Genomic DNA, 14,725 nt, shown 5'->3' with positions numbered 1-14,725 from the left:
AAACAAATATATGAAAAAGGTTATCGGGAAAAAAGCTCCTTCTCTGGAAGGGGCTTTTTTAGGGTTTAATGAGCTTAATGAGCTATACATACGAACTGAAGGAGTCGTGGAACTATGAGTAGAATTGGTCTTATCGGAGCGATGGATGAAGAAATCACCCTGCTCCTGCAAGGGATGGATGACAAGGAGGAAGTGAAGCGGGCCGGCATCTCTTTCGTTCAAGGTTTGCTCCATGGCAAGAGCGTTGTCGTGTGCAAATCGGGAGTTGGTAAAGTGAATGCAGCGATGACAACACAGGTGCTGATCGACTGCTTTGGCGTAAATATGATCTGGTTTACCGGAGTTGCCGGGGCTGTCCATCCAACGCTTGATATTGGCGATATCGTCATTTCTTCGTCTTGCCAGCAGCACGATATGGATGTAACACCGCTCGGATATGAGCGCGGAATAATACCTTATCAAGAAATCTCCGATTTTCCTGCGGATGAGGATTTGATCCAACTGGCCCAAGAGGCCTGTGCCAAGCTGTGTACAGACCATAAATTCATCGTAGGCAGAGTGCTCTCAGGGGACCAATTCGTCGCCGACCGTGATCTCGTCAGTGATCTATATGAGACTATGTCCGGAGCTTGCGTAGAAATGGAAGGCTCTGCTGTTGCCCAGGTTTGCTATATGAATAAGATTCCTTATGTAGTACTTCGCTCAATGTCTGATAAGGCGGACGGAACAGCGGATGTGAATTATGCCGAGTTCACAGAGAAGGCGGCGAACCGATCGTTTGAGATTGTAAATGATATGCTGCAGAGAGTTGTCTGAATCAAATTTCAGGATAATCCTGCAAGGCGATCGCGAGAATATCGCGGTTTTTGGCTGTGATCTCCTCCCGGCGCGGGATGCCTTCCCAATGAGACAGATCATCCAGCCAGGTCGCAGGCAGCCGAACCTCGGCCTGATCCTGCCAACGATCGACCCAGGCTTGCGGAAGATGAAGGGAGGGATCAGTATCAAGCCGCCGCTTCAGCGGATGATCGCTCATCTCCAGCCAGAGCAGGCTCCATGCCCGGGGAACAACGCGCCACAGGTCATAACCGCCGCCTCCGACAGCTACCCAGCGTCCCTCGCAGTACATATGGGCCAGCTGGTGCAGGATCGCAGGCATTTCCTGATAGATTCTCATACTGCATTGCATGTGGGACAATGGATCGAGAGCGTGGGCATCGCAGCCGTGCAGACTGAAGATCATATCCGGCTTGTAGTAATCGATGAGTCTGCGGACCGACGCTTCGAAGCACTCCATCCAGGAATCATCCTCGGTATAAGGCTGCAAGGGGATATTCATGCATGCTCCATATCCGTGATGCTCTCCGCGTTCGTGGACGAAGCCTGTACCGGGAAACAGATATTTGCCAGTCTCATGAATTGAGTAGGTGCAAACCTCTGGTTCTGAATAGAAGCTCCATTGTACTCCATCTCCATGGTGAACATCGGTATCAATATAGAGTACACGGGCCCCGTATTGACGCCTGGCATATTCAATAGCCACCGCAGCATCATTGTAGACGCAAAAACCGGCTGCTTTGCCTGAGAGTGCGTGGTGCAGTCCGCCGCCTAAATGCAGGGCATGCGTTGTCTGTCCGGAGAGGACGGCTTCAACCGCTGTGATAGAACCGCCCACCACATACGTTGCAGCATCATGCATTCCGCTAAAAAAAGGGGTATCCTCGTCCATCAACCCGTACTGTTCCGCTCGTGTCGTCCAGGAGGAATCTGGCGAATTCTTGCTCAATTGCTGAACGGCCTCCACATACGCAGGCTGGTGAACCCATTCCAGTTCGCCGGGGACGGCTGGGCGTGATTGCAGTATATGCTCGGGCGCCAGAGCTTGAATCTCCCTCAATAGATCCAATGTCAATTGCAGACGAATCGGATGAAAGGGATGATTGTTATGAAAACAATAATTAAACAGCTCTTCATGATGAACAAATAAAGCGTTTCCAGACATAGCCTCACTTTCCTTCCTTATGGCCCTTAGTTGCAGCTTGCAGCCCATATTAATAAATGCGAGATCAAAAAGGCCAGTTTTCAGCACTGAAGCTTATGCTTCCGATGTGCGTTTCTTCAAAAACGCTTCAGTTGGATGAAGCAGGGACGAAAGGAGCGAAGCGTACGTAATTTGTACGTGAACACCTGAGAGGTTTTCCGCAGGAAATAGGATTTTGTCAGCATTCTCTTAGGCCCGGCTGAATCTAAATTCGAAGTGGAACATGCTTGGTTTGCGTCGTAATCCAAGGTGGAATTTTTAAATATCCTCTAATACATAAAGCGCTGCTGGAAACGAATCCGATCAAACTGCTCTTCCGATTCAATAGGCACTTCTTTGCCGATACGTACCATCAAGCAGTTGGCCGGATGGGAGCAAATCTCCGGATCGTCGGTCGCATACCAGACCATATCTACGGTTTGCATCAGCCGCTCCATCATTTTGCGGTAGTCCCAGACGCTGAGTCCACTGCTCTTTAAATCCCAGTGCCAATAATATTCGGTCGTGAATACAATATATTTCTCCATCTGACTGTCTTCAAAGGCGGTATTAATCATTCTTGACCCCAGCTTCATCGAACGATAGGCATTGGCCACTTCGATGGCGCCCAGCTCGATCAAATCGGGCATTTGCCCTTGTGACCAACGCTCCATTTCATCCGGGTAGTGGAAGGTCACATAACCAACAATCACTTCGTTCACTCTCGCCAGAATGATCCGCCCTTCCGGCAAGCCGGCAATTTCGACCAAGGCCTCATGCTGGTCCTTCGGCCTGCGAAAAGCATCCAGCTCGGGATGCATCTGCAAGGTCTGCAGGTGGGAAGGCGAGACAGGACCTTCGATGACGATCTCATTATCCTGGTAGGGTATCGTATGGCGGATATACGTTTTACGGTGTTCCATGGGACCGCCTCCTTAGCTCTTTCCTCTCACTTATAACAGAAAAATGAAAATTTGAAAAGTATAGCCGTGTCGTAATAACGTGTGCTATAATGATATCCGACACAAAAAGATCACAATTATACATTGACAATGTGATGTTATTTACAAACTTCTCTCCTCTTTTTTGCTTCTTCATAGAACGGATACCATCCTACTCTTTATCAAACTAAATTACCCTTCTATTCATCCCATTTTTGTATCCGTTTTCATATCTTCATCTTTTATTTTCATTTATTTCAATCTTACAGATTCAAGGAGGATGGAACAATGAGTCAACTGCAAGGAGAAATTATTTGGGCGGAGGCCGCCTCATCCCATCTGGGCAGCTATGAAGAAGCGTATGCGAATTTTAATTGGGAGGAAGTAGAGAAGCAATTTTCCTGGTATGAGACAGGTAAGGTGAATATGGCCTATGAGGCGATAGATCGCCATGTTGATGCTGGCAAAGGGGATCGCGTTGCGCTGCGGTTCAGTGATGCAAGCCGCAATGAATCGTATACCTTTCAGGATCTGAAGGACCAGACCAACCGCTTTGCCAATGTGCTGCGCAGTCGTGGAATAGCAAAAGGGGATCGTGTATTTATTTTCATGCCACGCAGTCCTGAGCTATATATTACACTTCTCGGCACGCTTAAGGTTGGTGCGGTCGTTGGGCCATTGTTCGAAGCTTTTATGGAAACGGCAGTCAAAGATAGACTTGAGGATAGCGGAGCCACCGCGATCATTACGACTCCGGCATTGCTGCCGCGAATAAAGCGGGATGAGCTGCCGCTGCTGAAGACGGTATTCGTCGTGGGCGAGAACGTCGCCGAGGATGAGAATACGCTTGATTACCATGCCAAGATGAAGCAGGCCTCCCCTGAAGCGGAGATTGAATGGCTTAATCGTGAGGACGGAATGATCCTTCATTATACTTCCGGTTCAACGGGGAGACCGAAGGGAGTGTACCATGTCCACAATGCAATGGTTCAGCATTATCACACGGGCAGAGTCGTCCTGGATTTGCGCGAAGGGGATGTATATTGGTGCACGGCCGACCCGGGCTGGGTCACGGGAACCTCATACGGGATATTCGCACCTTGGCTGCATGGGGTTACTAACGTAGTCCGCGGGGGCAGATTTGGCCCTGGCGACTGGTATGAGACGATTGCTAACAACCAGGTGACAATATGGTACAGCGCACCAACGGCTTTCCGTATGCTTATGGGAGCTGGTGAGGATATCGTGAAGCAGTATGATCTCTCCTCGTTAAGGCATGTCCTATCTGTGGGCGAGCCGCTTAACCCGGAGGTGGTTCGCTGGGGACATAGAGTCTATGGCCATCGAATTCATGATACCTGGTGGATGACGGAGACAGGCGGGCAATTGATCTGCAACTATCCGTCGATGCCGATCAAGCCGGGCTCCATGGGCAAGCCGGTGCCAGGTATAGAGGCGGCGATTATCGATGATAACGGCAAGGAGCTCCCACCAAACCGGATGGGGAATCTGGCGATTCGTACGCCATGGCCGTCCATGATGCGCCTGATCTGGAACAATGCACCGAAGTATGAGGAGTACTTCCGCATCCCGGGCTGGTATATTTCCGGTGATACGGCTTATATGGATGAGGACGGGTACTTTTGGTTCCAAGGCCGGATCGATGACGTAATCAACTCTTCAGGCGAGCGCATCGGACCGTTTGAGGTCGAGAGCAAGCTGGTGGAGCATCCGGCTGTAGCCGAGGCGGGAGTTATCGGCAAGCCGGATCCGGTTCGCGGTGAGATTATCAAGGCCTTTGTCTCTCTGCGGGAAGGGTATGTGGCTACCGATGAGCTTAAGGCGGAGATTTCCCGTTTCGTCAAGGAAGGCTTGTCTGCGCACGCGGCTCCACGCGAGATTGAATTCAAGGATAAGCTGCCTAAGACCCGTTCCGGTAAAATCATGCGCCGGGTACTGAAAGCCTGGGAGTTGAATCTTCCAACCGGTGATTTGTCCACAATTGAGGATTAGAGGGCTGAGTACGCTGTGAACTGCAGATCCAGCTTCATTCAACCGCAGCGCATTGAAGAACTGCATCCGGAAGCTTGAGCTTGGGTGCCGAAAACCGTACTTTTTATCACGTTGGATGTGACATAAATAAAGAGGGTTCCAGGAAAATCTTCCTGGAACCCTCTGTTTGTGTTATATCCGCTTAGCTGCCAAACTTCACTGGGGATGACGGGATAGATTCGCCTTTACTGTTAAAGGCGGTAACCTTGATCCAGCCATTTGAGGCATCGCTCTGGAAGCTGAACTGCGTTCCTGGCGTAGAGCCTATATTGGAGTAGGAGCCGTCCGAACGATCGGAGAAGTAGATGCCGTAGCTTGTTACCTGGTCATCGTGGGCATTGGCAGCCCAACTCACCGTGTACTGTCCGTTATCTCCCTGAATATTTACTTGAACGGGAGCCGCCGGGAGTGACTGACCATTGGATGAGTCATCCGGATCGTTTGGCCATGGAAGTTCCTCTCTAGGGAAAGGCTGCTCAGGAGTCCATGCGCTGCTAACGATGGCGCTCGGCTCGGATTCCTTGCCAGCAACATCAACCGCCGTCACATAATAACTGAACGCTGCTCCGCCTGAATCAGAGAACTGCGTAGTCTCGCCGACGAGTATTACCTTCCCCGTATTCTGATAATTTATGCCATCCGTAGAACGATACAAGCGATAGCCTACAACATCCTTCTCACTATTTTTATTAAAGGTAATGCTGCCTTCGCCAGTCAGTCTGATATTGCTAGGCGCCGCTGGAGCTGCTCCGTCATCCACCCGCGGGTCGATCTTGTTCGGAGCGTCTTCCCCTGCATCTTTCGGCATATAGTAATCGAGTGAGCGATGGCCGCCCTTCATAACAGAGAAGGCATGCTGCAATTCTTCAATCAATTCTTTGATCGGTTTGGCCCGCTTTACAACAACCTTCTCCCGAACCATATCGGAAGGAGTCGCTTCTTGCGGAATATAGTTGACACCGTCATAAGTGATATATTTCATTCTTACCAATACGTCATCAGGTTCGGTAGGGACATATTTAGCATTGAAAATATCGGTAACCAGCTTGCCGGCCTCTCTCGTTAATTCAGTCGGCAGCTTGCCGCTATAGCCGGAGACCGTCTTGGAGACGATACCGTCAGGCTTTGTAAAACTTGGTGTGACGAACAGTTCTTTCTCGTTCTCGGTCACTTCATTCATAACAGAGGCCCAGATCGAGCGAGCCCGGGATTTACCGGCATCGGATAAGGTGTTGGCCGGTTCCTTGTACCCGATCCATATTCCTAGTGTTACGTCCGGGGTATATCCCATAAACCACACGTCGGCATAATTTTGCGTTGTTCCGGTCTTGCCGACAATCGGAATTTTGCCATAATTCTTGAAGGAAGACTTGATCGATTTGCCGGTACCGTCTGTAATAACGGTGCGCAGCATATCGGTCATCAGATAAGCGGTTTGCTCCGAGAATACTCGCTCCGGCTTAACCTCATGCTTATAGACGATCTTGCCTTTGGAATCGGTGATCTTCTCAATCATGTAGGAGTCCGTAAAATTACCGCCGTTAGCGATGGAACTGTAAGCATTCGTCAGCTCTTCAACGGTTACTCCGCGTGTGAGGCCACCCAGTACACCTGTTGTTGCTCCGTTATCTTTTTCATCCAGGGTAGTGATTCCGAGCTTTCGGGAGAAGTCCCAGGCCTTCTCGATGCCAACCACATCGTTAAACACCCTTAGCGCCGGAATATTTCGAGATTCATTCAAGGCGGTGCGGGCTGTAACCAGACCTTTATAGCCGCCGCTGGAGTTGACCGGAATATGGTAACCCTTCTGATAGTCGCGCAGGATGATCGGCGAATCGTCAATAATGCTGGCTGGCTGGATTAACCCGGCTTCCATAGCTGGCAAATAGGCGGCGATCGGTTTCATCGTTGAACCCGGCTGGCGAACCATCTGCGTTGCATAATTCATTTGCTCGGTGTAGAAATCGCGACCTTCGATCATGCCGAGAATAGCGCCTGTACGATTATCAAGCATGATTCCGGCAACTTGCTCAAGCCCTTTGGTCTTGCTGAGAGGCGAGAAGTTATCGGCATTGTCGGATACCTTATGCATCGAGTTGTATACTTTCTTGTCAATCGTCGTATAAACCCGATAACCCCCGGTCAACAATTCCTGACGCGCTTCCTCAATCATTTGCGGATTTTTGGAAACTTCCTCTTTGGTCATGTTCGGGTTATTCAACATTGCAATAACGATGGCGGCCTGCCGCTCGGTCTCCAGCATAAGATATGGGAAAGTCTCATAGGCTTTCTTCGTCTGCGGAGCGAGCACTCCTTTGATATCAAACGCCAGAGCCTCCTGGTACTGCTCATTCGTAATTTTGCTCTCTTCAAGCATTCTCTGCAGCACAAGACGCTGTCTCTTCAGCGCTCGTTCAAACGCTTCTTCGTTAAACTCCCCTTTGCCGTTGTAAGCGGAGTAAGAAGAAGGGAGCTGCGGCAGCCCTGCCAGATAAGCCGATTCAGCAATATTGAGATCACTCAGATTAGAAATATTGAAAATGCCCTTTGCTGCTGCCTTGATTCCATACACTTGATAGCCGTTGGAACCGTTGCCGAACGGTACCTTATTGAGATAAGCGGTCAAAATTTCCGGCTTGGACAGAAAGCGTTCCAACCGCAAAGCGAGCAGCATTTCCTTGATTTTGCGATCGCTTGTACGATCCAGATTTAAAAAGACGCGGCGTGCCAACTGTTGAGTCAGTGTACTGCCGCCGGTCTGCACGTTTTCATTCAGCAGTTTCTGTTTGACAGCGCGCAGCGTCCCTTTGAAGTCGATCCCTTTATGATCGTAAAAATGATTGTCCTCGATGGCGAGTAATGCATCGACTACAGAATTGGGGATCTCCTCGGTGCTGATTGGCCGTCGATCTTCTTCGGTACGAAGCTGGCCGATAGGATCACCATTGCGGAAATAGGCAAATCCGGTGATTTCGTTATATGCGATTTTCTGCTCGATATCTTCCCGTGAACGTACAGGGTCATCTTTTACGATAGAGGTTACATAGCCGAAGACGGCCCCTCCTGCAAAGAGAACTCCGGCAATAATAAGCATGATGAGGACGCTGAGAGACGTCCAGACCCAACGCCACTTGCTGCGCTTACGGGGAGGTTTCTTGCTTTTCTCGCTTTTCTCGTTTTTATTGCTCCGGGAGATGCCTTGACCTGACGGCCGTCCGGAGCTTTTATCGTTCTCATGAACCATGCAGTATCCTCCTTTATAACAAGCAACATTATAGCATAAAAAATGAGGAAAATGACCGCTTTTTCGCCTTTATTGACGATTTTAAGATTTAAACCAAGCATAAGGGGAATCTTTGATCTTTGAATATTCTCTATTATATACAAAACGAAATGAGGGAATGAGTTGCCGGAAGGGGGAAATAAAGGCAGGGTCTGAACCAGGGGAAACTCCATCATGAAAAAAGCTGCCCCAAGGCTCTAAAAACCTTGGAAGCAGCTCGATCAGCGAACAGATATTAACGGTTGTAGAATTCGACGATTTGCTTCTCGTCGATATCTTGGGACAACTCAGCGCGTTCTGGCAAGCGAATGAATTTGCCTTCCATAGCGTTGTCGTTGTATTCAAGATAGGCTGGAAGATGCGAACGGTTTTCCAAAGCTTCTTTGACAGAAGATTGACCGCGGCTTCTTTCGCGAAGGCTGATTACATCACCCAAGCTTACGCGGAAGGATGGAATGTTTACCTTCTTGCCGTTAACAGTGATATGTCCGTGGGATACCAATTGACGTGCGCCTGCACGGGAATTAGCAAAACCAAGACGATATACAAGGTTGTCCAAACGGCTTTCCAGCAAGATCATGAAGTTTTCACCAGCAATACCTTGCATTTTTTGTGCTTTTTCAAACAAAGTACGGAATTGTTTTTCGCCCAAGCCGTACATATGACGCAGTTTTTGCTTCTCCATCAACTGCATGCCATAGTTGCTGATTTTTCTCCGTTGGTTAGGACCATGTTGTCCAGGAGGGAAAGGGCGTTTCAAATCTTTGCCAGTACCGCTCAAAGAGATGCCAAGGCGGCGGCTGAGTTTAAATTTAGGACCAGTGTAACGTGCCATTGTATAATAGACTCCTTTTTTTACGTTTATTATTGTAGGGTTCTATTTTGCGCGGATTTTGTTTAGTTGTGCGGTGGATAGAAGAATACCGCTCTCTGACAAGAAAGTTCAGCCGCTGTCCTGTCAGCAACAAAATCCGAGAGGGTGCTCGCAATGGTTATGCCCTAAGTAAGACTCTATCCAGTCTTAATCAACAATAAATATTATATGAAATGGGTATATAATGTCAAGTATGAGTTTTTGTTTGAAAAGCGAGAAAATTGTCGATAGGGCATTGGTCCTAAAAATATGGGACAAAATGAAGGATTTTTAATGCAAAATAGTAAAATTGATAGTAAAATAATCATTGATAGCAAACTTCGGGAAATTAATTTTTTTGAAACAACTATTATAATTAAGCACATATGTGATATTTTATACTCCGGGCAGAGTCATTATAGCTTCGCTGTATATTAAGTCGCTGCTGAATGGGCAGTGAAAAGGAGCTTTTATTATGGCAGAACAATCACGAACAGACGTGACGATGACGTTCAGAGCAAATTCAGATTTGCCTTTGCCGCTGAGAATAGAAGAGGAAGGTCAAGCCGAGCAGAAGAACTGGCTGGAACAACTCGATATCAATGATTTCGATTTCCCGTATCTGGACTCGCTTTTGCTGGCATCTTACTCGGACTGGCTGCCGCAGCAACCCTCTTTTCCCGACTCGCATCAAGCCGGGTGGTTTCTCGCCAATTACCTCGGAGAAATTCTCATCTCTCAGCCGCTAATACAGGTTGATATCTCAGATCAACATATAATTTCCAACAACTTAAGAGAGGTTCTTGAACAAAAAGGCACTCTGTCCGTCAAAGACCAGATGGGCGCCTATGTTCTGTCGCCGGTCAAGACACGTCATCACCATGAGGTTTTTGCCGTGTTGGGCTGCCATATTAATAACGTGAATGAGAGTCAGTTCCCATTTGCAGAGATGATCGTGAACACGGCCGCTCAGCATTTGTTGGCTTGCTTCTATAAACGGTTCGAGGCTTTATTTGTGGAAGACTTGCTGAATGCCCAGAATCAGGCGAAGCGGGAGGAGCAGCGCCGTGCCATGCTGTTTCAAGTCATCCAGCGCCTCTCTGACAAGATTGATGTGGACTCTGTTTTGAAGGAAGTATTTGAACGCATCGCGGGCATGTATCCAGACGCGAAGGTAGAACTGTTAATGTCCCAGGATCATCCGAGCCGCGATCCGCGGATTAGAACGCTGCAGCTTCAGGGAGAACAAGACGGCATGTGTGTCCGGGCGTTTATGGACGGGGTTATGCTGTGGGAGGACAAGCGGAAGGAAGATGGAAGCAGCTATGCTGAGATTGCCGTTCCGTTAATTGGCAAGCAGGGCGCTTACGGAGTGTTGCACCTGTTCCTCTCTGATGAGATCGAGGAGGCGGATCTGCAGCTGATCGGCATTCTCGGGGATACGGCAGGAACTGCTTTTGAGAATGCCAAGCTGTACGAGCAGTCAAATCTGCTGATCAGCGAGCTTCGTCTGATTAACGAGTTGGTCAAACGGCTGAATCAGAGCTTGCGTCTGAAGGAAGTATTTAAATTTGCGACAGAAGAACTGCTCTCGATTTTCAAGGCGGAATATTGCTGTATCTCACAATTGGATAAAGAGAGCGACTGCTTCGAGATTATGTCCTCCAATTTTCCAAGAATATTCAAAGAGTTCTTCCCTAAAGATTATGGATTCAACGGGCTTGTCTACTCTACAAGAGAGCCCATTATTTTGTCGGATTACCAGGCTTACGGGAAAATCTCTTCCAAATTCATGGAGGAAACCAAGTCGCGTTCGCTGATCGCAGCGCCGATCATCGTGCGCGGTGAAGTGAATGGGGCGATCATGCTCGCTCACCGGGAGGAACGTTTCTTCTCCTATGATAATTACAAGCTGCTGCAAATCCTGTCGCAGCATATCGGGCTTGCGATTGCTAACGCCTCGCTGCATGCTGAAGTGCGCAGAATGGCGAATCGTGATATGCTGACCGAGCTGTACGCACGCCATTATCTGGACGAGTCGGTGCAGAAGCATCAGCGCAAGGATGAAGGCGGGTCATTGATTATCGTCGATATCGATCAGTTCAAAGGGATCAATGATACTTATGGCCATCAGATCGGGGACAAAATATTGCGCGAGGTTAGCTCCATCGTCAGAAGCGCGATTCGCAAGACGGATATCGCAGCCCGTTGGGGAGGCGAGGAACTGGCCATCTACTTACCGGGTGCCGATGTCGAGAGCGGATATCAGATCGCTGAGACGATCCGATTGCGGGTAGCCAGCGAGACCGACCCGAAGGTAACCGTCTCCTGCGGCATTGCCGAATGGACGCGGGACAGCGAGAAGATCAGTGTGGAATCCTTGTTCTATTATGCCGATATGGCTTTGTACAAGGCGAAGAACAATGGTAGAAATCAGACGCATATCGGTTTGAACCCCGAGCTGTAGCGTTATTTCAAGGGACATCCAATACAGGATGTCCCTTTCTTATGAGGGAATGATGAATAGTTTACATACACGGGGAAAGCCTACTACTGCATGAACAATATGTTCTATAAAGCTGTGAGGAGCTTGTAGTAGAGGAGTCTGATCGCAATATGAGAATACGGTTATCCGTGATAAAGCTAACGGTTGTATTTAGCCTCGTTCTGCCTGTGGCAGCTTGCCAGATCGGGGAGACGAAGACGGCAAAGGATTGGTTCGATCTCACTTATGCCGGGCTTGCGGGCCATGAGCAGCTGACCTTCCAAGGCAATGCAGTTCTTGCTCGCGGGAAGCAGGAGAAGATCGAAGATTCATTCGCTTATGTCGGTGAGTTGAATGATCACCATGAATTAAATATGCGCACGGTTCTCCCCGGTGGACAGGGGCAAAAACTGCAGAGCGCCGAGGTCCAGACAGGCCAAGGACTTGAAGCAAAGCTGCGCTGGCAGGGAGGGGCCTGGATGATCGCGTCCTCCGATGCCAACGCTTTGACCCGTGGGATAGCCCGGTTGAACCCGCTGGATCAACTGGAAGATATCCGCAGGGCAAGCAGAAAGAGCCTGTCGTTAGAGAAGGGCGCTGCAAGGGGGACGGAGGTGCTGCGAATTGAACTTGACCCTCAGGAGGCCAAGCAGCAGCTGAAGGCCAAGCTGGACGGAGAGATGGAAGGGATAAGGACAGACTGGAGCAGCAAGTTGAAGCAGGTTAACTCCAAGTATTCATCTGAGGTTGAGACGGAGATGAACAATCTTTGGGTGAACGGGAACAAGCAGCTGGAGCAAATGATGCAACAAGCGAATGCCAAGGTGATATATTATTTGACCGTGAACCGCAAGACAGGCCTTCCGGCCAGACTCGTATCCGAGACGAGATTATCCTACCCGAATCCGCTCGGAATTACCGAACATGAAGTACTCTATACGGATAATCAGTTCTCGAAGATTAAATAAGGGATTAAGTCGCGCAGTGGCGGGCTGACTTAAAGAGGGTGTAGTGGTACAATAATGAAGAATTAACCATTGTTCAATAGAGATTGTGTGGTTAGGGGCAGCGGTAAGTTACTGCCCGTTATGTGATGAGGAGGCAAGTATTATGAGAGACCCTAGAATTCAAAAGTTGGCAGAAAATCTCGTAGGCTATTCCGTTAATGTTCAGCCTGGCGAGAATGTACTTGTGGAGATGATCGGTGATGAACGCGATCTGATTAAAGCGATTGTTGAAGAAGTGGGGAAGAAGGGCGGTCATGCCTTCGTTGAATTAACGGACAAGGCGCTGCAGAGCGCACAGTTGAAGTATGCAACCGAGGAAGGCATTAAAGCCTGGGCCGAATATGACCTGCACAGAATGCAAATGATGGACTGCTACATCGGGATTCGCGCCGGGTCAAATGTAAATGATACATCCGATGTTCCGGAAGATAAGATGAAATTGTACAATGCTCATTACCAGCATCCGGTTCATAGCGAGCAGCGTGTGAAGCATACGAAATGGGTGGTGCTCCGCTATCCGAACGCAAGCATGGCCCAACTGGCTAATGTAAGCACGGAAGCCTTCGAGAACTTCTATTTTGATGTATGTAATCTGGATTATGCCAAGATGGATCGCGCCCAGGATGCGCTTGCCGATCTGATGAAGCGTACTGACAAGGTACGCATCGTAAGCCCAGGCACCGATCTGAGCTTTTCGATTAAAGACATCGGCGCAGAGAAATGCTCTGGTCAAAAGAATATCCCTGATGGAGAGGTGTACAGCGCTCCTGTACGGGATTCCGTTAACGGCACGATCAGCTATAATGCGGCTACTCTATACAATGGCATCACCTTTGAGAATATTAAGTTCCGCTTCGAGAACGGCAAAATTGTGGAGGCAACCAGCAATGATACAGCTCGTCTGAATGAAATTTTGGATTCGGATGAGGGAGCCAGATATATCGGTGAATTTGCGATTGGCTTTAACCCGTACATTCTTCATCCGATGAAGGATATCCTGTTCGACGAGAAGATCGCCGGCAGCCTGCACTTTACACCGGGTCAAGCATATGATGAGACAGATAACGGCAACCGTTCCTCAATCCATTGGGACCTGGTACTTATTCAGCGCCCTGAATACGGCGGCGGGGAAATCTACTTCGACGACGTATTAATTCGTAAGGATGGTATTTTTGTAATTCCAGAACTGGAAGGTTTGAATCCGGAGAATCTCAAGTAAAGCGCTTGAGCGAAGCGCCTGTATGCACCACCTTTAAGAGAAAATTCCTTGCCTGGAAAGCGGATTCAAGGTATCATTATATTGTATAAATTCTACAGTATCGACGCGGAGGGATTCCAATGGCAAATAATAATCAAGCGATTGTTGAAATTGCTCAGACAGCAGGCAAATTTACTTCTTCTATCGTGTTGCAAGCTGACAGCAAGTATATCGATGTTAAGAGTATTCTCGGCCTTTTTACTACACTTGTTAATACACAGGACTATCAATTGCATGTCCATGGACCGGATGCGGACGAAGCGAAAAAAGCCGTATCGGAAGTGTTCGCAAAACACGGCTTGAAGGTTCAGGTTGTGGCCGAATAAGTCAAGTAACAGGAAAACATTTCCGTCCTATGGGCGGAAGTGTTTTTTTGTATACATATAATATTTTGACATATAATTTTTAAGAGAGTGATTATTTGGAGAGGTTCTTGTATTGGCCCTGAATTTCGTCTAATATTAAGAATAGAGTTGATGAGTGATAAGGACATAGGGGGGAAGAAACAATGACTTCATCTGATATACAGGAGCAAATTAATCTCAAAGCGCTTAATCTTCTGAAGGAAGATGCAGATAAAATAGAGAAACTGATCGAAGTACAGATGGAGAATCTCGCTACTCGTTATTGCCCTCTCTATGAGGAAGTTCTGGATACCCAGATGTACGGTTTCTCAAGACAGGTGGATTATGCGATACGCGCCGGCCTGGTACAGGAACAGGAGGGCAAGCTAATCATAAGCAGACTCGAACGGAATCTGGCATCCCTGTACGAAGCGATGAATAACCGAGAAGCTTAGTCTTTGCGTCAATTGAGCGATATAATT

11 protein-coding genes are annotated in these 14,725 nt (G+C 48.4%); 7 read left to right on the top strand and 4 right to left on the bottom strand.

What is annotated here, in order from left to right:
• The first annotated feature begins 114 nt into the window (after nucleotides 1-114).
• Entirely contained in the window at nucleotides 115-816 is a 702-nt protein-coding gene (locus BN1360_RS21735) for a 5'-methylthioadenosine/adenosylhomocysteine nucleosidase (protein WP_068781961.1), read from the top strand.
• Nucleotide 817: 1 nt separating this feature from the next.
• Here BN1360_RS21735 and BN1360_RS21730 read toward each other — a convergent pair whose 3' ends face one another.
• Nucleotides 818-2,002 (bottom strand): acetoin utilization protein AcuC, encoded by a 1,185-nt coding sequence (locus BN1360_RS21730; protein WP_068781960.1) that lies wholly within the window; start codon nucleotides 2,000-2,002, stop codon nucleotides 818-820.
• A gap of 308 nt (nucleotides 2,003-2,310) precedes the next feature.
• Nucleotides 2,311-2,943 carry a GNAT family N-acetyltransferase gene (locus BN1360_RS21725; protein ID WP_068781959.1) on the bottom strand — a complete coding sequence of 211 codons (633 nt, stop codon included), beginning with the start codon at nucleotides 2,941-2,943 and terminating at the stop codon, nucleotides 2,311-2,313.
• A 306-nt stretch (nucleotides 2,944-3,249) separates the two neighbouring features.
• On the opposite strand from BN1360_RS21725, the gene acsA reads away from it, so the two are divergent.
• A complete protein-coding gene (acsA, locus tag BN1360_RS21720) occupies nucleotides 3,250-4,974 on the top strand; it encodes an acetate--CoA ligase (RefSeq protein ID WP_068781958.1) in 1,725 nt (574 codons plus the stop codon).
• A gap of 181 nt (nucleotides 4,975-5,155) precedes the next feature.
• Here the strand turns inward: acsA and BN1360_RS21715 are convergent, their stop codons facing one another.
• The gene (locus BN1360_RS21715) at nucleotides 5,156-8,257 is read right to left on the bottom strand and encodes a transglycosylase domain-containing protein (protein ID WP_082790164.1); all 3,102 of its coding nucleotides are present in this window, start codon (nucleotides 8,255-8,257) and stop codon (nucleotides 5,156-5,158) included.
• A gap of 274 nt (nucleotides 8,258-8,531) precedes the next feature.
• Nucleotides 8,532-9,131 carry a 30S ribosomal protein S4 gene (gene rpsD / locus BN1360_RS21710; protein WP_068781957.1) on the bottom strand — a complete coding sequence of 200 codons (600 nt, stop codon included), beginning with the start codon at nucleotides 9,129-9,131 and terminating at the stop codon, nucleotides 8,532-8,534.
• Between the two features lie 493 nt (nucleotides 9,132-9,624).
• Between rpsD and BN1360_RS21705 the strand changes: the two genes are divergently transcribed.
• The 5 genes from BN1360_RS21705 to BN1360_RS21685 all read left to right on the top strand — a co-directional run bounded on the left by BN1360_RS21705 (nucleotide 9,625) and on the right by BN1360_RS21685 (nucleotide 14,698).
• Nucleotides 9,625-11,616, top strand: a complete 1,992-nt coding sequence (locus BN1360_RS21705) for a sensor domain-containing diguanylate cyclase (RefSeq protein ID WP_068781956.1) — start codon at nucleotides 9,625-9,627, stop codon at nucleotides 11,614-11,616.
• A 149-nt stretch (nucleotides 11,617-11,765) separates the two neighbouring features.
• Nucleotides 11,766-12,602, top strand: coding sequence for a hypothetical protein (locus BN1360_RS21700; protein ID WP_068781955.1), 837 nt, complete (start codon nucleotides 11,766-11,768; stop codon nucleotides 12,600-12,602).
• A 142-nt stretch (nucleotides 12,603-12,744) separates the two neighbouring features.
• The gene (locus BN1360_RS21695; RefSeq protein WP_068781954.1) at nucleotides 12,745-13,860 is read left to right on the top strand and encodes an aminopeptidase; all 1,116 of its coding nucleotides are present in this window, start codon (nucleotides 12,745-12,747) and stop codon (nucleotides 13,858-13,860) included.
• 119 nt (nucleotides 13,861-13,979) lie between these two features.
• Nucleotides 13,980-14,225 (top strand): HPr family phosphocarrier protein, encoded by a 246-nt coding sequence (locus tag BN1360_RS21690; protein ID WP_068781953.1) that lies wholly within the window; start codon nucleotides 13,980-13,982, stop codon nucleotides 14,223-14,225.
• Nucleotides 14,226-14,407: 182 nt separating this feature from the next.
• Complete coding sequence (locus tag BN1360_RS21685; protein ID WP_068781952.1) at nucleotides 14,408-14,698, top strand: Fpa/YlaN family protein; 291 nt, start codon at nucleotides 14,408-14,410, stop codon at nucleotides 14,696-14,698.
• The last annotated feature ends 27 nt before the right edge of the window (nucleotides 14,699-14,725 follow it).

This window comes from Paenibacillus sp. GM2 (assembly GCF_900069005.2).
GTDB lineage: Bacteria > Bacillota > Bacilli > Paenibacillales > Paenibacillaceae > Fontibacillus.
This window is presented reverse-complemented; position numbering and strand designations above follow the sequence as displayed.

Coding starts and splice junctions, on each gene's coding strand:
- BN1360_RS21735 (WP_068781961.1), top strand. CDS start 115: ATGAGTAGAATTGGTCTTATCGGAGCGATGGATGAAGAAATCACCCTG.
- BN1360_RS21730 (WP_068781960.1), bottom strand. CDS start 2,002: ATGTCTGGAAACGCTTTATTTGTTCATCATGAAGAGCTGTTTAATTAT.
- BN1360_RS21725 (WP_068781959.1), bottom strand. CDS start 2,943: ATGGAACACCGTAAAACGTATATCCGCCATACGATACCCTACCAGGAT.
- acsA (WP_068781958.1), top strand. CDS start 3,250: ATGAGTCAACTGCAAGGAGAAATTATTTGGGCGGAGGCCGCCTCATCC.
- BN1360_RS21715 (WP_082790164.1), bottom strand. CDS start 8,257: ATGGTTCATGAGAACGATAAAAGCTCCGGACGGCCGTCAGGTCAAGGC.
- rpsD (WP_068781957.1), bottom strand. CDS start 9,131: ATGGCACGTTACACTGGTCCTAAATTTAAACTCAGCCGCCGCCTTGGC.
- BN1360_RS21705 (WP_068781956.1), top strand. CDS start 9,625: ATGGCAGAACAATCACGAACAGACGTGACGATGACGTTCAGAGCAAAT.
- BN1360_RS21700 (WP_068781955.1), top strand. CDS start 11,766: ATGAGAATACGGTTATCCGTGATAAAGCTAACGGTTGTATTTAGCCTC.
- BN1360_RS21695 (WP_068781954.1), top strand. CDS start 12,745: ATGAGAGACCCTAGAATTCAAAAGTTGGCAGAAAATCTCGTAGGCTAT.
- BN1360_RS21690 (WP_068781953.1), top strand. CDS start 13,980: ATGGCAAATAATAATCAAGCGATTGTTGAAATTGCTCAGACAGCAGGC.
- BN1360_RS21685 (WP_068781952.1), top strand. CDS start 14,408: ATGACTTCATCTGATATACAGGAGCAAATTAATCTCAAAGCGCTTAAT.